Source organism: Microbacterium hatanonis (genome assembly GCF_008017415.1).
Taxonomy (GTDB): Bacteria; Actinomycetota; Actinomycetes; order Actinomycetales; family Microbacteriaceae; genus Microbacterium; species Microbacterium hatanonis.
Genome location: NZ_VRSV01000001.1, coordinates 1282306 through 1306960 on the forward strand (window position 1 = coordinate 1282306; position 24655 = coordinate 1306960).

Genomic DNA, 24655 nt, shown 5'->3' on the forward strand with positions numbered 1-24655 from the left:
CGTCGCTCAGGCCGGGACGCGTGCGAGCTCGCGCGCCGCGAGGATGCGCTGATCGCGCGCCTTGATCGCCGGCTCGTTCTCGCGCATGAGCGAGAACAGCGGCGCGGCGACGAACAGCGTCGAGTAGGCCGCGACGATCGTGCCGACGAAGATCGACAGCGAGATGTCGCTCAGGGTGCGCGCACCGAGCCAGATGGCACCGATGAACAGGATCGCTCCGACGGGGAGGATCGCCACGACGGTCGTGTTGATCGACCGGATGAGGGTCTGGTTGACCGCGAGGTTCACCGACTCGCCGAAGGTGCGCCCGGATATCTCGCCGTCCTCCCGGGTGTTCTCCCGGACCTTGTCGAAGACGACGGTGGTGTCGTACAGCGAGTAGGAGAGGATCGTGAGGAAGCCGATCACCGCCGCGGGCGAGATCTCGAACCCGGCGAGGGCGTAGATGCCGATCGTGATGACGAGCACGTCGACGAGGCCGATGATGGCGGCCACCGACATCTTCCAGGTGCGGAAGTACAGCGCGAGGATGACGAACGTCAGGGCGAGGAAGATCGCGAGACCCCAGAGCGACTGACGGGTGACGTCGGCGCCCCAGCTCGGCCCGATGAGGGACGAGGTGACCTCGGACGTCGGGACCCCGTACGCCTCGGCGAGAGCGGTCGTGACCGCCTGCACGTCGTCGGCGTCGGCGATCTCTTCGGTCTGCACGCGCACGGCGTTCTCGCCGATGACGGTGACCTTCGTGGTCGCGCCGGGCGCGACCTGGAGCACCGCATCGGTCGCCGCCGTCTGGTCGGGCGAGCTGACGCCCGAGACGGTGAACTGCGATCCGCCGGTGAACTCGATCGAGAACTGCACCGGGCGCACGAGCGGCACGAGGCACGCGGCGATGACGAAGACCGCGGCGATGATGAACCACAGTCGGCGGCGTCCGACGAAGGGGAACGACGTCTTCCCGGTGTAGAGATCGTTGCCGAGCTGATTCATGGAACGCATCAGTCGTCGCCCTCCTTGACGGCGGTGCGTGTGCCGCGGTCGTTCGTGGCGGACAGCTCCGCCTGTTTGCGTTCCGCGATGGTCTGGCGACGCTGGGCCTCACCGCGTGAGCGGGCCGTTCGTCCTTCGCGCGACACCGGCGCGCGGAACTCGGCCCGACCCCGGTACACGGCGCCGAGGGCGTTCGGGTCCATACCCGACAGCGGGTGACCCGATCCGAAGAACCGGGTGCGGGAGAGCAGCTGCATCACCGGGTGGGTGAAGAGGATGAAGATCAGGATGTCGATCGCGGTGGTGAGGCCGAGCGTGAACGCGAAGCCCTTCACCGTGGCGTCGGCCAGGATGTACAGCACGACGGCGGCGAGGATGTTGATCGACTTCGAGATGTAGATCGTCCGCTTCGCGCGCGCCCAGCCGTCCTCGACGGCACCGGTGATCGACTTGCCGTCGCGCAGCTCATCTCGGATGCGTTCGAAGTAGACGATGAACGAGTCGGCGGTGAAGCCGATGGTCACGATGAGTCCCGCGACGCCGGCGAGTGACAGGCGGAAGCCCATGCGCCAGGCGAGGATGCACAGCGCGATGTAGGTCAGCACGCCCATCACGGCCAGCGAGGCGATGATGACGAAGCCGAGTGCGCGGTACACGATCAGCGAGTAGATCGCGACGAGGGCAAGACCGATGAGACCGGCGATCAGACCGATCTGCAACTGCTGCGAACCGAGCGTCGCCGAGATCGTGTCGGAGCTCACGACCTCGAAGCTGAGCGGCAGGGCGCCGTACTTCAACTGGTCGGCGAGGATCTTCGACGACTCCTGGGTGAAGCTTCCCGAGATGCTCGGGTTGCCGTCGAGGATCACGCCGTTCATCGACGGGGCCGAGAGCACGGAGCCGTCGAGGACGAAGGCGAACTGGTTCAGGGGCGACGTCGCCCCGTACAGCCGCTGGCTGATCTGGCCGAACGTCTGGGTGCCCTCGTCGTTGAAGTTGAGGTTGACCACCCAGCGGTTGGTCTGCGATTCGAGGCCGTTGGTCGCGTCGTCGATCGACGAACCGTCGAGCTCGACCGGTCCGAGGATGTACTTGGCGGTTCCGTCGGCGTCGCAGGTGATCAGCGGCTGGTCGGCGGGTGCCGCGGCGGGATCGTTGGCGGGATCGGCGCAGTTGTAGGCGAGGAACTCCGCCTGCAGAGCCGGCGTGATGTACGCGGTGTCGCTGCCGTTCGTGGGCGCCGTCGTCGGCGTCGACTCCAGCGAGGGGTCGGGGGTCGGGTACGGCGTCTCGACCTGGTCCTCACCGACGAAGGTGTTGGCGGGTGCTCCGGCGTAGAGCACCGCGCGCAGCTGGAGCTGGGCGGATGCTTCGATCCGGTCGCGCGTGGCCTGGTCGGCTTCGCCGGGGAGCTGCACGACGACGTTCTTGCCGCCCTCGGTCGTCACATCCGCTTCGGCGACACCGGAGGCGTCGACGCGCTGGCGGATGATCGACACGGCCTGGGTCAGCTGGTCGTTGGTCGGGTTCGCCCCGTCGGCGGTCTGCGCCTCGAGGATGATCTGGGTGCCGCCCTGCAGGTCGAGCGCGAGTTCGGGGACCCACGAGCTCTGCTGGAAGCCGTAGACGCCCAGCGCGTTGATCCCGAACAGGACGCCCGTGATCGCAAGGAGTCCGATCAGTGCACGCCAGGCGTGCCGGACGGGGGTGGAAGTGGCCACGACGGGTCGACTTTCTCTGGAGCAGGAGGCGGATCAGGCCTGGGGCTTGTTGCGGTTCTCCGGGTCGACGTCGTCGACGGCCTCGGCGCGCAGGCGCTTCTGGTCGTCGCTGATCGAGGTGATGTCGCCGTCCGCGACACCGGCGATGTACTCGGCTTCGCTCTCCTCGGCCTCGATGAACTCGTCTTCCGTGACGAAGCCCTCGGCCGGGTTCACGATGCGGAGGATGGCCTGGCTGTGCACGCGGATCTCGACGCCCGGGGCGATCGACACGACAGCGGGCTTGTCGAGGTCTTCAGCGTCGTACTCGACGATCGTGCCGTACAGGCCACCCTGGAGGAGCACCTCGGAACCGGGAACGGTCTGACGTGCCTTCTGCTCCTGCTCGGCCTTCTGCTTCTGCACGCGACGTCGCGAGCTGAAGAACATGAAGACCAGCAGGAGCACCAGCAGGATGATGATGCCGTAGTTGGCGAAGAAGTCGGCAAGAGCCATGAGAAAAGGAGAACCTTTCGGATCAGGCGCACACGGGAGCGTCGCCTAAAGGGGATGTCGGCGAAAGCCTCCGCCGATTATAGGTCATTCACGCCTCGTCGAATCTGAGGGCGCCGTCCGCGTGCGGGATCCCGAGGTGCGCGTAGGCGGGGGGCGTCGCGATCCGCCCGCGCGGGGTGCGGCCCATGAAGCCGATCCGCACGAGATACGGCTCGACGACCGATTCGATCGTCTCGGCCTCTTCGCCCACTGCGACGGAGAGAGTGCCGAGCCCGACAGGTCCGCCGCGGAACCTGCGCACCAGAGCGTCGAGGACGGCGCGGTCGAGGCGATCGAGCCCGATCTCGTCGACGTCGTAGAGCTCCAGCGCGGCCCGCACGGCGTCGACGCCCTTCCGGTCGCCGTGCACCACTTGGAAGTCGCGAACGCGCCTCAGCAGGCGGTTCGCGATGCGGGGGGTTCCCCGCGAACGCCGTGCGATCTCGGCGCGACCGTCGTGCGGCAGAGTGACGGCGAGCATCGCGGCGGCGCGGTCGACGACCAGCTCGAGCTCCTCCGGCTCGTAGTACTCGAGGTGGGCCGTGAAGCCGAACCGATCGCGGAGCGGATTGGGCAGCAGGCCCGAGCGCGTGGTCGCGCCGACGAGGGTGAAGGGAGCCAGCTCGAGCGGGATGCTGGTGGCCCCGGCGCCCTTGCCGACCATGATGTCGATACGGAAGTCCTCCATCGCGAGGTAGAGCATCTCCTCGGCCGAGCGGGCCATGCGATGCACCTCGTCGATGAAGAGCACCTCGCCCGGCGTGAGGCTCGACAGGAGGGCCGCGAGGTCGCCGGCATGCTGGATGGCGGGTCCGCTCGACATGCGCAAGGGCCGACCGGTCTCGTGGGCGACGATCATCGCCAGCGTCGTCTTGCCCAGCCCCGGAGGGCCTGAGAGCAGGATGTGGTCGGGCGGGCGCTGCTGGATGCGAGCGGCGTCGAGCAGCAGTTGCAGCTGCCCTCGCACTTTGTGCTGCCCGACGAACTCGGCGAGGGATTCGGGCCGCAGCGCCCCCTCGATCGCGAGTTCGCTGTCGTCGATGGGAGTGCCGACGTCGCGGACCTCATCCACCGGCGGTCTCCTTGCGCGCGGGGCCGAGCGTGCTCAACGTGCGCCGGAGAAGCGCCTGCACCGTGGCCTTGTCGGCGTCGGTCGCATCTTCCAGCGTCGCGGCGACCGCCTCGCCGGCGGTGCGCTCCGACCATCCGAGTCCCATCAGGGCCTGGGTGACCTGCAGCGGCACGCCGGGGGCGACGGATGCTGCGGGAGCGCCGCCCGCCGTGGGCGGTGCGAGACGGCCGGCCAGCTGCACGACGATGAGCTTGGCCGTCTTCGGCCCGATGCCCGACACGCGGCGGAACGGCGCGTCGTCGTCGGACGCGACGGCCTCGGCGATCTGCGGGACGGTGAGGGACGACAACACCCCGAGCGCCGACTTCGGCCCGACCCCGGTGACGCCGATGAGCTGCGTGAAGACGACCAGCTCCTCGCGGTTCTCGAAGCCGTAGAGCGAGAGGGCGTCTTCGCGGACGATGAGGTTGGTGTGCAGATGCACCTCTGCGCCGACATGCGTTGCGCGCGCGACCTGGGGCGTGACGGCGACGGAGAATCCGACGCCGCCGACCACGATGACGAGCGAGTCGTCGCCGACGGACGCAGCGGTGCCCTGGAGCGAGGAGATCATGCTCCGACCCTACGCGCCGGTTCGGATCTTTGTTCGAGCGACACGCGTCGGCGACTTCGACCGCGACTCGGCCTCCGCCCATGCCCGCTGCGCCGGGGTGAGGCCGCCGCCGGCCGCGGGGGTCGAGGCCGGCGTGCGCCACGCGTGGCACAGCGCGAGCGCGAGCGCGTCCGCAGCATCCGCCGGCTGAGGGAGGGCGTCCAGGCGCAGCACGCGGGCGACCATGGTCTGCACCTGGCGCTTGTCGGCCGCGCCGTACCCGGTCACGGCCGCCTTCACCTCGCTGGGCGTGTGGGTCGCCGCCGGGAGACCCGCCTCCGCGGCGACGAGCAGCGCGATGCCGCTGGCCTGGGCGGTGCCCATGACGGTGCTGCGGTTGTGCTGTGCGAAGACGCGCTCCACGGCCACGACCGCCGGGCCGTGCTCGGCGACGACGGCGCGGATGCCCGCTGCGATGGTCGCCAGGCGGCGCTCGATGGGGTCGTCCACCGCTGAGCGGATGACTCCCACGTGCACGAGCGTGGCCGACCGGTCGCGGGCGACGTCGACGACGCCGACTCCGCACCGGGTGAGGCCCGGGTCGATGCCGAGCACGCGGAGCGTTCGGGAGGTCACTCCCCCACGCTAAGCGCTCGCCTCGGCACCCGACCCAGGCGCGCGGGCCTACTCGTCGTTCTCGAGCTCGGCCTGCACCTCGGCGGTGAGGTCGAAGTTGCTGAAGACGCTCTGCACGTCGTCGCTGTCCTCCAGCGCGTCGATGAGGCGGAAGACCTTGCGCGCCGTGTCGGCGTCGATCTCGACCTTCAGCGAGGGCACGAACTCGACGTCGGCCGACTCGTAGTCGATGCCGGCCTCCTGCAGCGCGGTGCGAACGGTCACGAGATCGGTCGCTTCGGTGACGACCGCGTAGCCGTCGCCGTGCGGCTCGACCTCCTCGGCACCGGCTTCGAGCACGGCGAGCATGACGTCGTCCTCGCTCGCACTCTCGCTCGCCACGACGATGACGCCCTTGCGCGCGAAGTTGTAGGCGACGCTGCCCGGGTCGGCGAGGCTGCCGCCGTTGCGGCTGAGCGCGGTGCGAACTTCGGCGGCGGCGCGGTTCTTGTTATCGGTGAGGCACTCGATCATGAGCGCGACACCGTTGGGACCGTAGCCTTCGTAGAGGATCGTCTGGTAGTCGACCGCTTCGCCGCCGACGCCCGCACCGCGCTTGACGGCGCGGTCGATGTTGTCGTTGGGGACCGAGGTCTTCTTCGCCTTCTGGATCGCGTCGAAGAGGGTCGGGTTGCCTGCGAGGTCGGCGCCGCCCATCTTCGCGGCGACCTCGATGTTCTTGATGAGTTTGGCGAACGACTTCGCACGGCGGCTGTCGATGACGGCCTTCTTGTGCTTGGTGGTCGCCCACTTGGAGTGGCCGGACATAACGACCAGTGTACGAAACGCTCAGCCCGCGATCTTGCGCAACGTGCGGAGGTTCCGATTCGTGGTCGTCTCGCGGTACGCCCTCCCGGCGAGGACCTTGGCGAACGGGGTCGACACCGTGGTGCCTTTCGCGGGGTTCCAGTAGACGACGCCGGGTGCGTCGGCGACCGGGTCCACCTCGCCGTCGAGGTCGGCCGCCGCATCCACGAGCGCCCTCCGCGTCTGCTCGCGGAGACAGAACACGACGTAGGGCTGCCGCTCGCCGTCCTCCTCGTCGAAGGGGAACCCCGCTATGGCCGCGGCCACCTCGTCACGTGTCACGAGCACGATCCGCGCGTCGTAGTCGAAGCGTGCACTCAGCGCCTTCTCGATCCGCGCCGTGAGGTCGCCGCGCGCCCCCGCCGCGCGGAAGAGCAGGTTGCCGCTCGCCAGCACGGTGCGCGCGTCATCGAGTCCGATCGACGTGGCGACGTCGCGCAGTTCGGCACCGCGGATCGTGACGCCCCCGACATTCACCCCGCGCAGCAGCGCCACCCATTCGGTCACATCCCCATTTCACCGGAATGTGGCGCATTCCCGCGACTGACACCACCGATTCATGGGGGCCGTCACCGGAAAGTGGCGCATTCGTGCCGGGGAGTCGCGCGCGGGAGGCGTCAGCGGCGCGCGCGGACCTTCGCCAGGAACCGCTCGTGGAAGCGGGTCTCGCCGGAGACCTCGGGGTGGAAGGCGGTGCCGAGCAAATTGCCCTGCTCGACGGCGACGATGCGCCCGTCGGGCAGCGCGCCGATCGCCTTCGCTCTCTCCCCCACCGAGCTGACGATCGGCGCGCGGATGAACGCCGCGTGCACGGGGCCGCCGACGAACCCGTCGATCTCGAGGTCGGTCTCGAACGACTCGGTCTGCCCGCCGAAGGCGTTGCGCGCGACCACCGCATCGAGGCCCCCGAATGTCTCCTGACCGTCGATGGCACCGGTGATGCGGTCGGCGAGCAGGATCAGGCCCGCGCAGGTCCCGTAGACCGGCATACCGTCGGCGATGGCGGAGCGGATCGGATGCTGCATGCCGAACGCTCGCGCGAGCTTGTCGATCACGCTGGACTCCCCGCCGGGGAGCACCAGCCCGTCCACGCCCGCGAGCTCGTCGGGGCGGCGGACGGGCGCAGCGTCCGCCCCCAGCCGCGCGAGCATCGCGAGATGCTCGCGCACGTCGCCCTGCAGGGCGAGCACGCCGACGCGGGGACGACCCGCCACGGTTACCAGCCGCGCTCGGAGAGGCGGTGGGGTGCAGGCAGATCGGCCACGTTGATGCCGACCATCGCCTCGCCGAGCCCGCGCGACGCCTCGGCGATCACGCCGGCGTCGTCGAAGAAGGTCGTCGCCTTCACGATCGCCGCCGCTCGCTCGGCGGGGTTGCCCGACTTGAAGATGCCCGAGCCGACGAAGACGCCGTCGGCGCCCAGCTGCATCATGAGGGCCGCGTCGGCGGGCGTCGCGACGCCGCCGGCGGTGAAGAGGACGACCGGGAGCTTGCCGGTCTCCGCGATCTCGGCGACGAGCTCGTAGGGCGCCTGCAGCTCTTTCGCCGCGACGTACAGCTCGTCTTTCGTGCGCGAGCGCAGGGCGTTGATCTCGCCCTGGATCGTGCGGATGTGCTTCGTCGCCTCCGAGACGTCGCCGGTGCCGGCCTCGCCCTTGGAACGGATCATCGCCGCTCCCTCGGTGATGCGTCGCAGCGCCTCGCCGAGGTTGGTCGCCCCGCAGACGAACGGGACGGTGAAGCCCCACTTGTCGATGTGGTTGACGTAGTCGGCCGGCGAGAGCACTTCGGACTCGTCGATGTAGTCGACGCCGAGCTCCTGGAGCACCTGTGCTTCGACGAAGTGGCCGATGCGGGCCTTGGCCATGACGGGGATCGAGACCGACGCGATGATCTGGTCGATGAGGTCGGGGTCGCTCATGCGCGCGACTCCCCCCTGTGCGCGGATGTCGGCGGGTACGCGCTCGAGCGCCATCACCGCGACGGCTCCGGCGTCTTCGGCGATCTTGGCCTGGTCGGCGGTGACGACGTCCATGATCACGCCGCCCTTGAGCATCTCGGCCAGTCCCCTCTTCACGCGGGTGGAGCCGGTGGATGCTGCGGAGGTCTGCTCGGTGCCTTCGGGGGCGTCGCTGAGGGTCATGACGGCCAAGTGTATTGCGTTGGACCGCGGCTCTCGGCCGCATGACGTCCCGCGCGGTGGGAGGATCGAGAGCGTGAAGATCCTCTCCATCCAGTCGGCGGTCGCTTACGGCCACGTCGGCAACTCTGCGGCCGTGTTCCCCCTCCAGCGCATCGGCGTGGAGGTGCTGCCGGTCTACACGGTGAACTTCTCGAACCACACCGGGTACGGCGCGTGGCGCGGGCCGCTCATCAGCCCCGACGACGTGCGCGATGTCATCGCCGGCATCGAGGACCGCGGCGTGTTCGGGTCGATCGACGTGGTGCTGTCGGGCTACCAGGGCGGCGAGGGCATCGGCGACGTGATCATCGATGCGGTCTCACGCGTCAAGGCGGCGAACCCCTCCGCGATCTACGCGTGCGACCCCGTGATGGGCAATGCGAAGTCGGGATGCTTCGTCGCCCCCGCGATCCCGGAGCTCCTGCGCGAGCGCGTCGTCCCCGTCGCCGACATCATCACCCCGAACCAGTTCGAGCTCGGGTTCCTCACCGGGACCGACCCGCACACCCTCGACGAGACGCTCGCCTCGGCCGACGCCGTGCGTGCGACGGGCCCGCGGACGGTGCTCGTCACGAGCGTCGAGCGCCCCGACCGGGAGGACGGCACGATCGAGATGCTCGTCGCCGACGACGAGGGCGCCTGGATCGTGCAGACCCCCCTGCTGCCGATGAAGGCGAACGGCTCGGGCGACGTGACGGCGGCCCTCTTCACGGCGCATTACCGTCGCACGGGCGACGCCGCCGACGCCCTCGCCCGCACCACGTCGAGCGTGTTCGACCTGCTCGAGCGCACCCACCTGTCGGGCGAGCGCGAACTGCAGCTCGTCGAGTCGCAGGAGGCCTACGCCCACCCGCGCCTGCAGTTCGCCGTGCGTCAGGTGCGCTGACGGTCGGCCGAGTGCGTCGAACCCTCTTCGGGCCAGGCGTTCGCGACGGCCTCCCGCACCTCGCCGAGCAGCTGAGGCAGAGCCTTGGTGCGCGCGATGATCGGGAAGAAGTTCGCGTCGGTCGCCCAGCGCGGCACGACGTGCTGGTGCAGGTGGCCGTCGACGCCGGCGCCGGCGACCGCTCCTTGGTTCATCCCCAGGTTGAAGCCGTCGCATCGTGAGACGTCTCGCAGCACCCGCATCGCGGTCTGCGTGAGCGAACCGATCTCGGCGACCTCCTCGGGGGTCGCCAGGTCGTACGTGGCGATGTGCCGGTACGGGCAGACGAGCAGGTGGCCCGAGTTGTACGGGAACAGGTTCAGCAGCACGTAGGCCGTTCGACCGCGAGCGACGATGAGGCCGTCCTCGTCCGATTTGTGCGGCGTCGCGCAGAACGGGCATTCGTCGCGCAACGGCTGCGGCCCCGCCTGGATGTAGGCCATCCGGTGGGGCGTCCACAGCCGTTGGAACTCGTCGGGCACGCCCGCGAACCCGGCCGCCGACTCGAGCCCGTCGATCGCGGGCTCCGACCGACCGCCGGGGTTCGCAGCATCCGTCATCTTCGTCGCCCGCTCACGCCAGGTCGTCGGCGGAGTCGACGAGGGTCTTCGCGTCGATCGACGAATGGATGCGGCGGATCGCCTCGTCGACGGGGATGCCGTTGAGCTGCGTGCCGTCGCGGAAGCGGAACGAGACCGTCCCGCCCGCGCGGTCCTGCTCGCCGGCGATGAGCTGCAGCGGCACCTTCTGGGTGGTGTGCGTGCGGATCTTCTTCTGCATGCGCTCGTCGCTCGTGTCGAGCTCGGCGCGGACCCCGTCTTCGCGCAGGCGCGTGACGATCTCGCCGAGGTAGTCGGCGTACTCCTCGGCCACAGGGATGCCGATCACCTGGAGCGGCGCGAGCCAGACCGGGAAGGCACCGGCGTAGTGCTCGAGGAGGATCGCGAAGAAGCGTTCGATGGAGCCGAACAGGGCGCGGTGGATCATGATCGGGCGCTTCTTCTGCCCGTCGCGGTCGGTGAACTCGAGCTCGAACCGCTCGGGCAGGTTCACGTCGACCTGCACCGTGGACAGCTGCCAGGTGCGACCGATGGCGTCCTTCGTCTTCAGGTCGATCTTCGGACCGTAGAAAGCGGCCTCCCCCGGCACCTCGGTCACCTTGAGCCCGCTGGCGTGAGCGACGTTGCGCAGGGCGTTCGTGGAGTACTCCCAGAACTCGTCGCTCCCGATCCACTTCGACTTCTCGTCATCGCGCATGGAGAGCTCGAGCTCGAAGTCCTCGAGCCCGAAGTCGCGCAGCATCGAGATGACGAACTCGAGCACGCGGGTCGTCTCCTCCTCGAGCTGGTCGGGGGTGACGAACAGATGGGAGTCGTCCTGCGTGAAGCCGCGGACGCGGGTGAGACCGTGCAGGGCGCCCGACAGCTCGTTGCGGTAGACGGTGCCGTTCTCGGCGAGACGCATCGGCAGGTCGCGGTAGCTCCGTGCGCGCTCCCTGTAGATGAGGATGTGCATCGGGCAGTTCATGGGCTTCAGGTAGTAGTCCTGGCCCTCCTTGGTGACGTGCCCGTCGGCGTCGCGCTCCTCGTCCATGACGATGGGCGGGAACATCCCCTCCTTGTACGTCACGAGGTGGTTCGAGGTGAGGAAGAGGTCTTCCTTGGAGATGTGCGGCGTGTAGACGTAGGTGTAGCCGGCGGCACGGTGACGTCGCAGTGCGTGCTGCTCCATCTCCTGGCGCACGACGCCGCCTCGGGGGTGCCAGACCGACAGGCCCGAACCGATCTCCTCGGGGAAGGAGAAGAGGTCGAGCTCCTTGCCGAGCTTGCGATGGTCGCGCTTCGCGGCTTCCGCGAGGCGCTCCTCGTAGGCGCGCAGTTCGTTTTTCGTCGGCCACGCGGTGCCGTAGATGCGCTGCAGCTGGGGGTTCTTCTCGCTCCCCCGCCAGTAGGCACCGGCGATGCGCGTGAGCGCCCACCCGTTGCCGATGGTGCGGGTGCTGGGCACGTGCGGGCCGCGGCACAGGTCTTTCCAGACGGTCTCGCCGTCGCGGTTGACGTTGTCGTAGATGGTGAGCTCGCCCGCGCCCACCTCGACGCTCGCGCCCTCGGCTGCTTCCTTGCCGCCCTTCAGGCCGATGAGCTCCAGCTTGAACGGCTCGTCGGCGAGTTCGGCGCGCGCCTCGTCGTCGGTGACGACGCGACGGACGAAGCGCTGGCCCTCGCGGACGATGCGCTCCATCTCCTTCTTGATGGCCTTGAGGTCTTCCGGGGTGAAGGGCTGGTCGACGCCGAAGTCGTAGTAGAAGCCGTCCGTGACCGGGGGCCCGATCCCGAGGTTCGCCTGCGGGTTGATCCGCTGCACCGCCTGCGCCAGCACGTGGGCGGCGGAGTGGCGGAGGATGTTCAGTCCGTCGGGGGTGTCGATGCCGACGGGCTCGACAGCATCCGTCTGCTCGACCTTCGTCGCGAGGTCGCGCAGCTCGCCGTTGACGCGTAGCGCGACGACGGAGCGGTCGGGGAACAGGGTGAATCCGTCGGCGGGGTAGGACACGTCAACGGGCAGGGCGGCGTCGGTCACGAAAGGTCTCCAAAGTGGCTCGGCATCCAGGCTATCGCCGTGGAGCGATCCTGCCGCGCGGCAGAGGATGATGGATGCCGTGAAGCTCGCGGTCATCGGCATCGTTCTGCTCGTCGCCGGGGGCGTCGGGCTGCTCACGGGCGTCCTCACGACCGACGACGCACTGACGATCGCCGATCGCGTCTGGCCCATCCTGCTCTTCGTCGTGGCGGTGACGATCGTCGCCGAACTCGCGTCGTCGGCGGGTGTCTTCGACGCCGTCGCCGCGGTGCTCGCACGGGTCGCCCGCGGCCGCGCGCGCGTGCTCTGGGCGCTCACCGTCGTACTCGCCGTGTTCGTCACGGCCTTCCTGTCGCTCGACACGACCGCCGTGCTGCTGACGCCCGTGGTCATCGCCCTCGCCCGCCGGCACCGCCTGGACCCCGTTCCGTTCGTCTTCGTCACGGTCGTGCTCGCGAACACCGCGTCGCTCGCCCTGCCGGTGTCGAACCTCACGAACCTGCTCGCCGCCGACGTCCTCGGCACTCACGACCCGCTGCCCTTCCTCGCGCTCGTGGGCCCGTCCGCGCTGGTGGCCGCCCTCGTCTCCATCGCGGTGCTCGCCGCGGTGTTCCTCCGCCGGGTGCCGGTGCGGTTCTCGGACGCGCCCCCGCTGCGCACCGTCGATCGACCGCTGCTCGTCGTCTCGGCGGTCGTGACGGCCCTGCTGCTTCCGGCGCTCGTGGTCGGGCTCCCGCCGTGGATGCCGGCGTCAGCGGCCGCCGTCGTGCTGGTGATCGTCTTCGCGGTGCGCGCTCGGCGGACTCTGCGGCTGCAGATGGTGCCATGGCAGCTCGTCGTCTTCGCCTCGGGACTCTTCCTCGCCGTCGGGGTGCTCGAAGGCCTCGGGTCGCAGGCCCTCCTGGCGAACGTGGTGGGCAACGGGGAAGACCTCTTCTCCCTCTGGCAGGTCGCCGGAATCGGTGCGCTCGCCGCCAACATCGGCAACAACCTTCCGGCCTACCTCGCGCTCGAGTCAACGGCCGGCTCGCCCGCCCGACTCGCCGCTCTGCTGATCGGCGTCAACGCCGGACCGCTGATCACACCGTGGGCATCCCTCGCGACGCTGCTGTGGCACGACCGGCTGCGCTCGCAGGGCGTCGAGATCTCGTGGCGGCGATTCATCGTGCTGGGGTGCCTCATCGGTCCGCTGACCGTCGCCGCCGCCGTCGTGCCGCTCGCCCTGCGCGGGTAGGGCGGGGGTCGGCGCGCGGTCGCCGGAATCGGGCGGGTCGCTCAGCCCACCCAGACGATGTTGCGCAGCGACTCCCGCGTCTCGGCGAACCGGATGGACCGGTCGGTGACGAAGAACACCGCACCGGGTCCGTCGGAGTACGTCGTGCTCAAGTAGGTGCCGCCCTCGCCGGTCGAGACCTCGAAGGGCTCTCGCGCCTGCAGCTCGTCGATGACATCCGCGGCCTGGCCCGGCGCCAGCGGGCCCCACGAGTACACGTAGGTCGCCTGCTGTCCGGGGGCGCCGGCTGGTCCCCACGGGCAAGAGATGCCGCCTTCGACCTCCACCCCGTGGGCGGTGAGGAAAGGCTTGGCCAGCGGTTCGAGACCTTCCGCGCGATACTGCGCGGCGACGGCTTCGTCGATCATCGTGTCGCAGGTCACGGGTGCCCCCGCGGTCGGCGGCGCCGTGTCGCTGGGCGTCGGCGACGCGGTCGGCGAGAGGGACGGCGCGGCGCTGGCCGCCGGTGCGGGCGTGCTCGCGCTCGCGCTCGTCTCGGGAGGCTCGGGTGCCGCGGCGTCGGGGCTCGTGCATCCCGCGAGCAGCACAAGCGCTCCCAGGGCGATCGACGCCACGCGCACAGACCTCATGCGGCAACAGTACGGAGTCGCTGCGGGCGGGCACCGCTTCCCGTGCCGGTGCGTGACACCCTCGGGGTCGGCTGAACGGCGTACAACAATGTTTCGGGCCTTCCCCCCTACCCACGAGCCGGGGGCGGTGGGACGCTCAAGATCCCCGTTGCTTCGGCGCGGAACACGAGAGGCCTCCTCGAACCCGTCATCCCCCGATGGGTTCGAGGAGGTCTTCTTCATGAGGTGGACCCGCCGGGTGCGAAGGGGCCGCGGCCCGGCGGGTCCGTCAATGATTCGGAGAGGGCGCCGAACCGGATGTCGCCGGCGTGCGTCCGACCCGGTCGAAGGGTGGAGAGAACACCGGCGACGCGGGGTTCTCGCCCTCCGCGTGATCCGGGGATTCGCAGCATCCTGCTGACCTCTGAGGTGAGGGTCACCCGATGGCGTGTGGGGTATGCCGGTCCGCTCACGCTCCCCCCGGACGGAGCGGACCGACAAGTGAACAATGGCTTTCTCGCAAGCCCCAAGCTGGCGGCCCCCTCCACTGTTCGGCCGAGATAGCCCCGTCGCGTACCTCGGGCTTCCCCCAACCTCGACTGTAACCGTGCGCGTTAGACATGTCCAACGCGGAGGGCGACGACGCTCCGCGCAGCGGCCTCAGACGTCGTCGGCTCTGAGGAAGCGCGCGGTGCTCGCGATGTAGTCGGCCGGCCCGGCATTCCATCCTGTCGTGTGGCCGCCCGCGGAAGGCACCAGGGTGGCACGGGGTGCGCGCTCCGCGAATGCCCGGGAGTCGTCGAGGGGTACGGACCAGTCGCGGGATCCGTGATGGACGAGCACGGGCTGCGTGATGCGCTCGGCTCGGCGCACCCAGTCCAGCCGGTCGAGATCCACCGGTGACGACAAGCCCACGGCCCGAGCGCGACGACGCCCCTCGAGCCACGGGATGGCGAGACGCGCGAGCCTCGGCGGGACCTTCGCTCGCGCCGCATTCGCGTCCAGGACGCTTCGCCAGTCGAGCACCGGAGAATCGAGAACCAGGCGGTCGATCCGAGAACCCCAGGCGGCGCTGTCCGCCAACTGCAGGGCTATCTGCGCGCCCATGGACCACCCGAAGAGCACGAATCTCTCCCCGCCAGTCACGGACAGCGCGCCGAGCACATCCGCGACGTCGTCGACCTCCGTCGCGCCGAGGTGCGACCGGCCGCGGCCCACCGTCGGCCCCTCGAGCGTGTTGCGATATGCGGGAACGGCGGACGGGATCCCCTCATCAGAGGCGATGCCGACGCTCCGCAACATGCCCGATCGGGTCGACCCGAGACCGAAGATGTGAACGGCCCATACCGGGTGCTCGTCGCCCGGTGCGCTGTCGAAGAACCATGTGGGCACGGCGCCGGCTCGCGCGGGGACCGGGTGATCGACGTAGGTGCGTGCCGCTGACGCGGGGTCGACCGCGACGATGCCGCTCCACGCCGCGCGCCGGCCCTCCTCCGGTGGCCCGCAGCGCTCGTCGATCCGCCACGTCACCGTCGGCCCGTTCCGTCGTGGCTCGCCTGAGACGCGCAGGTGCGCGCCGCTGTCGAGGAAGACGCCCCACTCCCCTGCCTGCATGGTCGATTCCGTGGCGGGCACCGTGAGGAAGCCGGGAGCCGACGGCAGAACGGTCAGGCGGTGTCGCCGGGGACGCGGCGGGGCGGTGAGACGCCGCGCCATCGCGTATCCGAGGGTCACACTGCGCCCGCGCCGAGCCGGTCCTCCGCCTCGGCGAGCAGCCGGCGATCGTCGGCGGTGAGAGCGAATTGATTCCGGCCGTCCATGGCGGCGTCGCGGATCTCCACGATGCGGCGGTGGAGTCGGTGGGTGGCGTCGACCTCGGCCGTCTCGAGGCGGAGCGAGGCGCGAGCTTCGATGGCTTCCTGCCAGAGAGGGGTGATGCGGTCGAGGTACCGACGGACATTCCGCTCCCGTCGAGACTGCCCGACCCATCGCACGATCGGCGCGGACGCCAGACCGGCGGTGAGGAAGAGGAAGGTGCTGACCTGGAGGCCGTAGTAGGCGGGGCGCCACGGCTCGGCCGCGGGGAGCCCACCGATGAGCTGAGCGGTGCTCATCCCGATGACGGTGACGGACAGAGCCATCGTGCAGAGCGATCCGACGAGCAGGAGCGCGCCCGCGATCCGCTCGCGGGTGAGGGTGCTCTGCCGGATGGTCGAGACCGCGGTCAGGAGAAGTGCGCTGAAGACGATGAGGAAGTAGACGTATTGCGCGCAGGAGTAGACCGCGGCCGCGGGGTAATCGCCGTACTCGCGCATGAAGCTCTCGCTCGTGCCGCCCCGATGCGGCACGAGGAAGAATGCGACCGTGGTGACGACGATGGCAGCCCACAGCACCACCAGCGCGGGGACCCCGCGGAGATATCGCGGGGCGCCGGCTCGAGATATCCCCTGCGCGAGGAAGTGCACGCCGACCATGAGGATGATGGCGCTGAGCAGGTGCACGATGTCGCGGGCGCCGAACCACCCGTCGACGAGCATGTAGAGGTCGTCGTTGTTGAGCATCATGGTGACGGCGATGGTGATGGCGGCGTAGAGGACGGAGCGTTCCTTCCGGGCGCGGCGGAAGACGACGAGGACGACGACGAGCGCCCACATCAGGGCGCTGATGGTGAGTTCCACCATCAGCCGAAGATCTCCGAGAACCGAGACACGGGCTGGCTGCGGATGTACGTGGCGATGACGTCGGCGAGTCGCTCCGCGCGCCGCTCGTACTCGTCGTTGATGCTGTCTCGGGCGAGGGCCTTGATGACGGTGGCCGGCTCCATGTCGGGGAGGACGCTGCCGGTGACGTACTCGACCTTGTCGTCGACCCGGTCATGGAGGAGCAGCATGTGCGCGAGCTCGTGAAGGATGAACTGCTCGCGATGCAGTCTCGACTCGCTGGGGGCGTGAAGGATGATGTCGACGTCGTCGGTGGCGAGCCAGAGGCCGCAGAGCGCTCCGTCGCTGTCGGAGAGCGCGGGGAGCTCGTCGATGCGCAACGGCCTGCCTCTGGCCACCTGGACGCGGCGCGTCAGCTCAGCGAGGGTGATGCCGGGCTCGATGTCGACGGGCAGGTGCGGTCGGCCTTCTTCGATCCAATCTCGCATGGGATGTCCTCAGCTCTGCGGTCCGCGGACGCGCTCTGCTTCCTTATCCAGGTAGGTGGTGATGGCGCTCAGAGTCTCCGGCGACAGGTCGCCGAGCGTGCGCGCGGCGAACGAGCGCACCTTGGCCGCCCGCATCGCGCGGACGAGATCGAGCTGTGCTGTGATCGGCTCGGGGACTCCGGCCTCTCCCCGGAGGTACCCGTGCGGCATCTCGAAGAAGTCGGACAGCGCGTCCAGCAATGCGACATCGTCGATGCGGCGATGTCCGTTGAGGATGTACGACCATCGTGACCGGCTCAGGGTCACACCGCGGCCGGAGAGGTAGTCGGAGATGGCGGTGAAGGTGACCTCTTCGCCGGTGCGCGCCTCGACGACATCCATCAGCGTGCGCAGGCGGTTGGCGAGCAGCTCGGTCGCAGACTGCTGCTGCTCCTCAGATTCCTTCGCCGACACGGGCCTAGCGTACCTGCCGCTCGCCGCTCCCCGCCTGACATTCACCGAGCGATCGGCGCCAACGGCCGGATCGAGGACCTACGGAGCGCCGGGAAGACTCTCGCAGGGAATCCCGTCGTTGTTCCCGTCGAGCTTGGCGATATCCCCGTAGTAGGGGTAGTACGTGTCGAACCACGCCTTCGCCTCCGTGTAATTGCGGAAGTCGGAGCAGTTCTTCGTGTCGCCGGGATTACCCGGCTGGGAGGGACCGGGATTTGGGACGGGCGGCTGGTCGACGGGGACACCGGCAGCAGGAACTCGGAAATTATCGCCCTCATAGGACCAGGTCGCAGACCAGTTGCGAATAACGCCATCGCGCTCCGTCACGCTCGCGGTATAGAAGTGGTGCTGGGAGGCCGAGCTCCAGAAGCGAGCAACCGGAACGGTATCGGGGGCACTGGTGGTGTTCGGATAGACGTAGTACGCGACCCCTTCGTAAGACCACGTGTCGGGCCATCGAGCGATGACCGCGTCGCGCTCGGACACATCAGCCGTGTAGAAGTGGCCGTTCAGCTGTGCGGACCAGAATCGATACAAAGGAATCGTGCCGGCTACTTGAGTCGAAAACGCGGTGTACCTCGGCCCTTCGTACGTCCAGATGTTGGACCATCGCGCGTTGATGGCATCGCGCTCGGCAACGTCCGTCGTGAAGAAGTGCGCTTGGTAGACAGGGCTCCAGAACCGGTACACCGATACGGGCTCGGCGGCAGCCGCGGATTCGACTGACATGGTCGCGGCGGGAGCTTGATCGCTCAGAACGTCCACGTCGTGGAACGACTCGGTCGGCGCGGACTCGAGGGCGGTCGCCGCAGCGGGCGCGAGAGTCATGAGAAGCAGGAAGGCGATAGCGGCGCTGCCGACGCGCGTGTGTAGACGCATGAAGTAAAAATCCCCCAGGATCGCGAGGACGCTCGCGACATGGAGCATCCGAGATCAGTGTGAGGTATCTCAGCGAGGCTGCACAACTCCGAGAGGCCATCCGCTCTGTTTGCATTTTGCGCTCGAGTATTGGCTCGATGCGAGTGTCCGGGTGCATGGTGCAGATGCGTAGTGCGAGGAAATGCACGGGCCGTCCAAGGGAACGAAAAAACCCCCGGTCTCCCGGGGGTTTGTCTGTGCGCGATACTGGGATCGAACCAGTGACCTCTTCCGTGTCAGGGAAGCGCGCTACCGCTGCGCCAATCGCGCCCGTAATGGGCTATTAAGTTGTCGTCGAGGTGGCGACGGGATTCGAACCCGTGTAAACGGCTTTGCAGGCCGGTGCCTAGCCGCTCGGCCACGCCACCGCGTGGGGTTCGGCCCACGTGTCGTGGTCGCCTTCCGGATCACTCCGTATGACGACCTCGCACTCGAGCGGATGACGAGATTCGAACTCGCGACCCTCACCTTGGCAAGGTGATGCGCTACCACTGCGCTACATCCGCGTGTCCCTGGTTGCCCCGGGCACTCGTACGACTTTAGCCCATTCCGAGCGCAGCGACAAACCGAGACGCCACCCGCGTGTCGAGGGTTACTGCGTCCGTGAACGGTCCGCGAATCGGGTACGATCGATGAAGCCCTTCGGGGCGTCAGGGCGATTGGCGCAGCTGGTAGCGCGCTTCCTTCACACGGAAGAGGTCGTGGGTTCAAGTCCCGCATCGCCCACCATGAAACCCCCGGTCAGCCGGGGGTTTTTGGTTTCCGGCGTGGGGTTCACGCGGGCCGTGGGGCATCTGTGGGGCGCACCCAGCGGGTCACCAGCGGAGTGGTCACTCATCCTGTCATCGACACCACGGCTGCAGCCTCGGGAGCGGGGTCGACAGCCAGCCGGGCGTGCGTCTCGACGTCGTAACGGTCGCTCCCGTAACGGAGCTTCTCTCGCTCGATGCCCTCGACTCGGAAACCCGCCGCGGTCGCCACCCGACATGAGCCCGGATTGTTCACCCGGTGCCCGAGCTCGAGCCGGTACAGCCCGTTCTCAAAGGCCCAGTCGCTCGCGGCGATGAGAGCCCCGGTCGCATACCCCCTGCCGCGCGCTGAGGCCGCAAGCCAGTAGTACATCCACGCGGTCTCGTGCCGAAACTCGATCGCGGACGCTCCGACGTTGCCGACGGCAACGCCATCCTCGACGACAGCCCAGTTCTTCACGTGCTCGTCGAGTCGCAACGCCTGTTCGATGAACGCCTCAGCGGCTGGCCTGGTCGACAGGTCGGCGTCGCCGAACTGAGTCGCCAGATCGGGAGTGCTCTGAAAGGCGTCGCTCAGCGCCGAAGCATCGCTGCGGTTCCACGGGCGAAGCACGACACTCACGCCTCAATCCTGCCTCAGCACGGGCGCCGCGTGGATCGCTGCCGGCGCAGCATCCATCCGACGTCGAGACACCCGTTTCGGCCGAGAAACACCGCCCGGCGTGGTGTTTCGGCCGGAGGGTGTGTTCGGAGGCCCTGGCACGCGTTCAGCGCGCGGAGATGCGCCAGCCGTAGCGCTGGCGCAGCGCGGCGGCGACGACGGCGAAGCGGTCGCGCGGAAGAGCGGATGCTTCGCGCCTCAGGCCGCGCACGTGGACGCTGTAGAGCTGCTCGATGTCGACCCACGAGGGGCGCCGCTGGGGGTCCCACTCCCCCGCCCCGAGCGGCACGAAGTCGCGCGAGCCCTGGTGCGGGGTGCTCGTGAGGCGCACCGCGTACACGTGATCGGCATCGTGTGGCGCGATCACCAGCACGGGGCGGTCCTTCCCGCGTCCGTCGTTCTCCTCGTACGGCACCCAGGTCCACACGATCTCGCCGGCGTCTGCGTCGCCGTCGCGCATCGGCGCGTACGCGATCGTCAGACCCCGGGCCGACGGAGGGCTCACCGCCCTCGTGGCGGTCGCGCCGGACCGTCCGGGGCTGTCGACGGCGGTGACGCGCGCGGAATCCGAGACGGGCGCCCGTCCGCTCGGACGGAGGGCGCGGGCGAGAACGGAACCGAGGCGGCTGAGAAGGCTCACCTCGCCACCCTAGACCGCGGCCAAAACGCGGACGGCGCCGCAGGCCGAAGCCCGCGACGCCGTCCGTCGAGTGTCGAGATCAGGGGTTGGTCTCGACGAGGGCGTAGCCCTCCTCACCGTGAACGGTGGTGTCGATGCCGGCGATCTCGTCTTCGTTCTTGACGCGGAAGCCGATGGTCTTCTCGATCGCGAAGCCGATGATGAAGGCGACGACGAACGAGTAGATCAGCACGCCGAGGGCGGCGATGACCTGGACCACCAGCTGGTCGGCGTTGCCGCCGACGAACAGGCCGGTCTCGGTGGCGAAGAAGCCGAGGTAGATGGTTCCGATGAGACCACCGACGAGGTGGATGCCGACCACGTCGAGCGAGTCGTCGAAGCCCCACTTCCACTTGAGCTCGATGGCCAGGGCGCAGACGGCACCCGTGACGATACCCAGCAGCAGAGCCCAGCCGGGGGTGAGGTTCGCACACGCGGGGGTGATGGCGACCAGACCGGCGACGGCACCGGATGCGGCGCCGACCGACGTGGCCTTGCCGTCCTTGAGCTTCTCGACGATGAGCCAACCGATGATGGCGGCCGCGGTCGCACCGATCGTGTTGACGATGATGAGGCCGACCGAGGAGTCCTCGGTGCCCAGCAGGCCGAACGTGCCCTCGGCGCCGGCATTGAAGCCGAACCAGCCGAACCACAGGATGGCGGCACCGAGCATGACGAGCGGCACGTTGTGGGGCTTGTGAACGCCCTTCTGGAAGAGCACGCGGCGTCCGAGCACGAGCGACAGCGCGAGCGCGGCGGCACCGGCGTTGATGTGCACCGCGGTTCCACCGGCGTAGTCGATGACGCTGACGTCGAAGCCGAAGGTCTCACCGAGGCCCATGATCCAGCCGCCGCCCCAGACCCAGGCTGCGACGGGGAAGTAGACCACGGTGGCCCAGATGCCGGCGAAGATCATCCAGGCGCCGAACTTGGCGCGGTCGGCGATCGCACCCGAGATGAGCGCGACGGTGATGATCGCGAACGTCGCGCCGTAAGCGGCTCCGACGAGGGCGTTGTCATCGAGCGACGCCAGACCGAGGTCGGCGAAGGGGTTTCCGGCGAAGGCCCAGGTGCTGTCGACGGCGCTCATGTTGAAGCCGTACAGGATCCAGAGCACGCTGATCAGTCCGAGCGCGCCGAAGCTCATCATCATCATGCTGACGACGCTCTTGGCCTTGACCAGACCGCCGTAGAAGAACGCCACACCGGGCGTCATAAAGAGCACGAGCGCCGTTGCGGCGACGGCCCAGGCGAGATTTCCGCTGTCCATGAGGTTCCTCATCTGTGTGTCGTGTTACTGAGGGACCCGCGGCATGCGCTGTGTCGGGTAGCGATCTCGCGGGGCGTCAACAGTTTCGCGACGCGCGGTTTCCAACGTCGGCGGGGTCTTGTTTCGAGGGCGTTACAAGACTCGGGCTCGTGTAAACATCGCGTTTCGTGCGGCCGCGAGATCTCGACGAAAGCGGTGCTCGCCCTGGCGTCGGCGGCGAAAGCGGCCTCGGCGAGGGCGTCAGGAGTGCGTCAGGGCGACCAGACGAGAGACCGCGCGCAGGTACTTCTTGCGGTACCCGCCGGCGAGCATGTCGTCGCCGAACACCGAGCTCAGCGACTCCCCCGTGGCGCGGATGGGGATCTGCGCGTCGTAGGCGCGGTCGACGAAGGCGACGAGCCGGAGGGCGGCGGCCTGGTCGAAGAGCGTGTGAACGCCGCGAAGTCCGATGACGTCCACCCCGTCGAGCAGCCGCAGATAGCGGGAGGGGTGCACACGGGCGAGATGCGCGACCAGCCCGTCGAACGCGTCGTCCGAGACGACGCCTCTCAGCGAGGCCTCGTCGAGAGCCTCCGCGTACGCCGCATCCGTCCACACCTTCGCCTCGCCGTCGATCGCGCGCTGGCGATAGTCGGTTCCGTCGATGCGGAGCGTCTCGAAGCTCGCCGACATGGCCTGGATCTCACGCAGGAAGTCCTGCGCGGCGAAGCGTCCTTCGCCGAGCGCGTTGGGCGGGGTGTTGGAGGTCGCCGCCAGACGCGTGCCCGACGTGACCAGCTCACCGAGCAGTCGTGTCATCACCATGGTGTCGCCCGGATCGTCGAGCTCGAACTCGTCGATGCAGAGCAGATCCGAGCCGCGGAACAGCTCGACGGTCTTCTGATATCCCAGCGCGCCCACGAGCGCGGTGTACTCGATGAACGAGCCGAAGTACTTCCGGCGGGCCGGCATCGCGTGGAAGATGGCCGCCAGCAAGTGCGTCTTGCCGACGCCGAACCCGCCGTCGAGGTACACGCCGGGCTTGGTCTCCGGCTCTTTCTTCGCGCGCCGGAAGAACCCGCCGCGAGGGGCGGATGCTGCGGGCCGCGCGAACGCGCTGAGTCGCTCCTTCGCATCCTCCTGCGAGGGATACGCGGGGTCGGCGCGGTACGACTGGAAGGTCGCGCCGTCGAACTGCGGCGGCGGCACGAGCGAGGCGACCATGTCGGTCCCCGAGACCGCCGGGTCGCGGTCCGCGAGATGGACGATGCCGGTGGTGGCGGATGCAGCGGTCATTCGGCCGTCCTGTGTCGCAGTCTTACGCATCGAGTGCGCTGTTATCACGGCCCGCATAGGGTCGGAAGGGCGGTGTCCACCCTACGCCGTCGCACTGCAGCCCCGACTCCGAGGAGCCTTCCGTGACCATCGAATTCGACACCACATCGTCCAAGTTCGCCGAGTACTCCGAGCCCGGCCGACTCGTGACCGGGGAATGGCTCGAAGCCCGCCTCGGAGAGCCCGGCCTCGTCGTCGTGGAGTCCGACGAAGACGTCCTCCTCTACGAGACCGGGCACATCCCCGGTGCCGTGAAGATCGACTGGCACACCGAGCTGAACGACCCGGTCGTCCGCGACTACGTCGACGGCGCGGGTTTCTCCGAGCTCCTCAGCCGCAAGGGCATCTCGCGTTATGACACGGTCGTCATCTACGGCGACAAGAACAACTGGTGGGCCGCTTATGCGCTGTGGGTCTTCTCGCTGTTCGGTCACGACGACGTTCGACTGCTCGACGGCGGGCGGGACAAATGGATCGGCGAGGGCCGTCCGATCACGACCGATGCGACCGCGGTGACGGCGACGGACTATCCCGTCGTCGAGCGCGACGACAGCAAGCTCCGCGCATACAAGGACGACGTGCTGTCGCACCTCGGCCACCCGCTGATCGACGTCCGTTCCCCGGAGGAGTACTCGGGAGAGCGCACGACGGCGCCCGCCTACCCCGAGGAGGGAGCGCTCCGCGCAGGACACATCCCCACCGCGCAGAACGTACCGTGGGCGAAGGCGGTCGCGGAGGACGGCGGATTCAAGTCGCGCGCAGAACTCGACGCGATCTACCGCGACGGTGCCGGTCTCACCGACGGCGAGCCGATCGTGGCGTACTGCCGTATCGGCGAGCGGTCGAGCCACACCTGGTTCGTGCTGAAGCACCTGCTCGGGTTCGACGACGTCCGCAACTACGACGGATCCTGGACCGAGTGGGGCAGCGCGGTGCGCGTGCCGATCGTGACGGGCGCCGAGCCCGGCTCCCGCTGACGGGGTGGGACCGGCAGGCGCCTCGCCGCCGGTCCCCCGTCACCGAGCCGTCCGAGCCGGCCCCCCGGCGGCGTGGAAGGATGACGAGGGTGACCGAGACCGCTCTCCCCGAAACCCTCGCTGAAATCCGCGACGAGTTCCTCGAGCTCGCCGAACCTGAACGGCTTCAGCTGCTCCTGGAGTACTCGCAGGAGCTTCCGGCCGTGCCGCCGGAGTACGACGGTCACCCCGAGATGTGCGAGCGCGTCGCGGAGTGCCAGTCGCCCGTGTACATCGTCGTCGACGTGGACGAGGACGGCATCGTGGCGATGCACGCGACGGCTCCGGCCGAGGCGCCGACCACCCGCGGATTCGCCAGCATCCTCGTCCAGGGCATCAGCGGCCTCACCGCCGATGAGGTGCTGGCCATCCCTGACGACTTCCCTCAGACCATCGGTCTTATGCGGGCAGTGAGCCCGCTGCGTATCGCCGGGATGACCGGGATGCTGATGCGAGCGAAGCGCCAGGTGCGCGCGAAGCGCGTCTGA

Annotated in this window: 26 protein-coding genes and 4 tRNA genes; 5 read left to right on the plus strand and 25 right to left on the minus strand. The window is 68.7% G+C overall.

The annotated features are described in order from the left end of the window. Positions 1-6 precede the first annotated feature (6 nt). The 10 genes from secF to pdxS all read right to left on the minus strand — a co-directional run bounded on the left by secF (position 7) and on the right by pdxS (position 8534). The gene (gene secF, locus FVP77_RS06170; protein WP_147893706.1) at positions 7-999 is read right to left on the minus strand and encodes a protein translocase subunit SecF; all 993 of its coding nucleotides are present in this window, start codon (positions 997-999) and stop codon (positions 7-9) included. Continuing rightward, on the minus strand, positions 999-2711 hold the full coding sequence (secD, locus tag FVP77_RS06175; RefSeq protein WP_147893707.1) for a protein translocase subunit SecD: 1713 nt from the start codon (positions 2709-2711) through the stop codon (positions 999-1001). Before secD ends, secF begins: the two co-directional genes overlap by 1 nt. A gap of 33 nt (positions 2712-2744) precedes the next feature. Then, positions 2745-3206, minus strand: a complete 462-nt coding sequence (locus FVP77_RS06180) for a preprotein translocase subunit YajC (RefSeq protein WP_147893708.1) — start codon at positions 3204-3206, stop codon at positions 2745-2747. Between the two features lie 88 nt (positions 3207-3294). After that, positions 3295-4317 (minus strand): Holliday junction branch migration DNA helicase RuvB, encoded by a 1023-nt coding sequence (gene ruvB / locus FVP77_RS06185; protein ID WP_147893709.1) that lies wholly within the window; start codon positions 4315-4317, stop codon positions 3295-3297. Next, the gene (gene ruvA, locus FVP77_RS06190) at positions 4310-4930 is read right to left on the minus strand and encodes a Holliday junction branch migration protein RuvA (RefSeq protein ID WP_147893710.1); all 621 of its coding nucleotides are present in this window, start codon (positions 4928-4930) and stop codon (positions 4310-4312) included. The genes ruvB and ruvA overlap by 8 nt, the downstream gene beginning before the upstream one ends. A 9-nt stretch (positions 4931-4939) precedes the next feature. Further along, the gene (gene ruvC, locus FVP77_RS06195; RefSeq protein WP_147893711.1) at positions 4940-5545 is read right to left on the minus strand and encodes a crossover junction endodeoxyribonuclease RuvC; all 606 of its coding nucleotides are present in this window, start codon (positions 5543-5545) and stop codon (positions 4940-4942) included. 48 nt (positions 5546-5593) lie between these two features. Beyond that, positions 5594-6352: a YebC/PmpR family DNA-binding transcriptional regulator gene (locus FVP77_RS06200; protein WP_116646580.1), complete on the minus strand. Its 759-nt coding sequence runs from the start codon at positions 6350-6352 to the stop codon at positions 5594-5596. 21 nt (positions 6353-6373) lie between these two features. Beyond that, on the minus strand, positions 6374-6898 hold the full coding sequence (locus FVP77_RS06205) for a DUF1697 domain-containing protein (protein ID WP_147893712.1): 525 nt from the start codon (positions 6896-6898) through the stop codon (positions 6374-6376). 110 nt (positions 6899-7008) lie between these two features. Continuing rightward, a complete protein-coding gene (pdxT, locus tag FVP77_RS06210) occupies positions 7009-7605 on the minus strand; it encodes a pyridoxal 5'-phosphate synthase glutaminase subunit PdxT (protein WP_147893713.1) in 597 nt (198 codons plus the stop codon). A gap of 2 nt (positions 7606-7607) precedes the next feature. After that, the gene (gene pdxS, locus FVP77_RS06215; RefSeq protein ID WP_147893714.1) at positions 7608-8534 is read right to left on the minus strand and encodes a pyridoxal 5'-phosphate synthase lyase subunit PdxS; all 927 of its coding nucleotides are present in this window, start codon (positions 8532-8534) and stop codon (positions 7608-7610) included. A 73-nt stretch (positions 8535-8607) separates the two neighbouring features. Between pdxS and pdxY the strand changes: the two genes are divergently transcribed. After that, entirely contained in the window at positions 8608-9459 is an 852-nt protein-coding gene (gene pdxY / locus FVP77_RS06220) for a pyridoxal kinase PdxY (protein WP_147893715.1), read from the plus strand. Here pdxY and FVP77_RS06225 read toward each other — a convergent pair. Both FVP77_RS06225 and thrS read right to left on the minus strand, forming a co-directional pair. After that, a complete protein-coding gene (locus tag FVP77_RS06225; protein ID WP_147893716.1) occupies positions 9447-10058 on the minus strand; it encodes an HIT family protein in 612 nt (203 codons plus the stop codon). The two genes, pdxY and FVP77_RS06225, sit on opposite strands and share 13 nt — an antisense overlap. A 13-nt stretch (positions 10059-10071) precedes the next feature. Beyond that, on the minus strand, positions 10072-12078 hold the full coding sequence (gene thrS, locus FVP77_RS06230; protein ID WP_147893717.1) for a threonine--tRNA ligase: 2007 nt from the start codon (positions 12076-12078) through the stop codon (positions 10072-10074). Between the two features lie 70 nt (positions 12079-12148). Between thrS and FVP77_RS06235 the strand changes: the two genes are divergently transcribed. Then, positions 12149-13312: an SLC13 family permease gene (locus tag FVP77_RS06235; protein WP_147893718.1), complete on the plus strand. Its 1164-nt coding sequence runs from the start codon at positions 12149-12151 to the stop codon at positions 13310-13312. A gap of 41 nt (positions 13313-13353) precedes the next feature. Here the strand turns inward: FVP77_RS06235 and FVP77_RS06240 are convergent, their stop codons facing one another. The 9 genes from FVP77_RS06240 to FVP77_RS06270 form a co-directional block, all read right to left on the minus strand. After that, complete coding sequence (locus tag FVP77_RS06240; protein WP_147893719.1) at positions 13354-13941, minus strand: hypothetical protein; 588 nt, start codon at positions 13939-13941, stop codon at positions 13354-13356. Positions 13942-14580: 639 nt separating this feature from the next. Next, positions 14581-15636 (minus strand): alpha/beta hydrolase family protein, encoded by a 1056-nt coding sequence (locus tag FVP77_RS16755; RefSeq protein ID WP_187266832.1) that lies wholly within the window; start codon positions 15634-15636, stop codon positions 14581-14583. A gap of 14 nt (positions 15637-15650) precedes the next feature. Next, positions 15651-16601: a DUF6545 domain-containing protein gene (locus tag FVP77_RS16760; RefSeq protein WP_187266833.1), complete on the minus strand. Its 951-nt coding sequence runs from the start codon at positions 16599-16601 to the stop codon at positions 15651-15653. Continuing rightward, complete coding sequence (locus FVP77_RS16765; RefSeq protein WP_187266834.1) at positions 16601-17068, minus strand: hypothetical protein; 468 nt, start codon at positions 17066-17068, stop codon at positions 16601-16603. The genes FVP77_RS16760 and FVP77_RS16765 overlap by 1 nt, the downstream gene beginning before the upstream one ends. Positions 17069-17077: 9 nt before the next feature. After that, the gene (locus tag FVP77_RS06250) at positions 17078-17521 is read right to left on the minus strand and encodes a hypothetical protein (RefSeq protein ID WP_147893720.1); all 444 of its coding nucleotides are present in this window, start codon (positions 17519-17521) and stop codon (positions 17078-17080) included. Between the two features lie 78 nt (positions 17522-17599). Continuing rightward, a complete protein-coding gene (locus FVP77_RS06255) occupies positions 17600-18487 on the minus strand; it encodes an excalibur calcium-binding domain-containing protein (protein WP_147893721.1) in 888 nt (295 codons plus the stop codon). Between the two features lie 189 nt (positions 18488-18676). Beyond that, a tRNA-Val gene (locus FVP77_RS06260) sits at positions 18677-18748 on the minus strand. 27 nt (positions 18749-18775) lie between these two features. Then, positions 18776-18846: transfer RNA gene (locus FVP77_RS06265), tRNA-Cys, on the minus strand. Between the two features lie 66 nt (positions 18847-18912). Beyond that, positions 18913-18984, minus strand: a tRNA-Gly gene (locus tag FVP77_RS06270). Positions 18985-19131: 147 nt separating this feature from the next. Between FVP77_RS06270 and FVP77_RS06275 the strand changes: the two genes are divergently transcribed. Then, positions 19132-19207: transfer RNA gene (locus FVP77_RS06275), tRNA-Val, on the plus strand. A 105-nt stretch (positions 19208-19312) separates the two neighbouring features. On the opposite strand, the gene FVP77_RS06280 is transcribed toward FVP77_RS06275, so the two are convergent. The 4 genes from FVP77_RS06280 to zapE form a co-directional block, all read right to left on the minus strand. Beyond that, the gene (locus FVP77_RS06280; RefSeq protein ID WP_147893722.1) at positions 19313-19849 is read right to left on the minus strand and encodes a GNAT family N-acetyltransferase; all 537 of its coding nucleotides are present in this window, start codon (positions 19847-19849) and stop codon (positions 19313-19315) included. A gap of 145 nt (positions 19850-19994) precedes the next feature. Beyond that, positions 19995-20528 carry a type II toxin-antitoxin system PemK/MazF family toxin gene (locus FVP77_RS06285; RefSeq protein WP_246133995.1) on the minus strand — a complete coding sequence of 178 codons (534 nt, stop codon included), beginning with the start codon at positions 20526-20528 and terminating at the stop codon, positions 19995-19997. Positions 20529-20607: 79 nt separating this feature from the next. Further along, positions 20608-21837 (minus strand): ammonium transporter, encoded by a 1230-nt coding sequence (locus tag FVP77_RS06290; protein ID WP_147893723.1) that lies wholly within the window; start codon positions 21835-21837, stop codon positions 20608-20610. Positions 21838-22077: 240 nt separating this feature from the next. Further along, positions 22078-23112: a cell division protein ZapE gene (gene zapE, locus FVP77_RS06295; RefSeq protein WP_147893724.1), complete on the minus strand. Its 1035-nt coding sequence runs from the start codon at positions 23110-23112 to the stop codon at positions 22078-22080. A gap of 122 nt (positions 23113-23234) precedes the next feature. Between zapE and FVP77_RS06300 the strand changes: the two genes are divergently transcribed. Both FVP77_RS06300 and FVP77_RS06305 read left to right on the plus strand, forming a co-directional pair. Then, complete coding sequence (locus FVP77_RS06300; RefSeq protein WP_147893725.1) at positions 23235-24128, plus strand: sulfurtransferase; 894 nt, start codon at positions 23235-23237, stop codon at positions 24126-24128. An 80-nt stretch (positions 24129-24208) separates the two neighbouring features. Then, positions 24209-24655 carry a SufE family protein gene (locus FVP77_RS06305; protein WP_147893726.1) on the plus strand — a complete coding sequence of 149 codons (447 nt, stop codon included), beginning with the start codon at positions 24209-24211 and terminating at the stop codon, positions 24653-24655.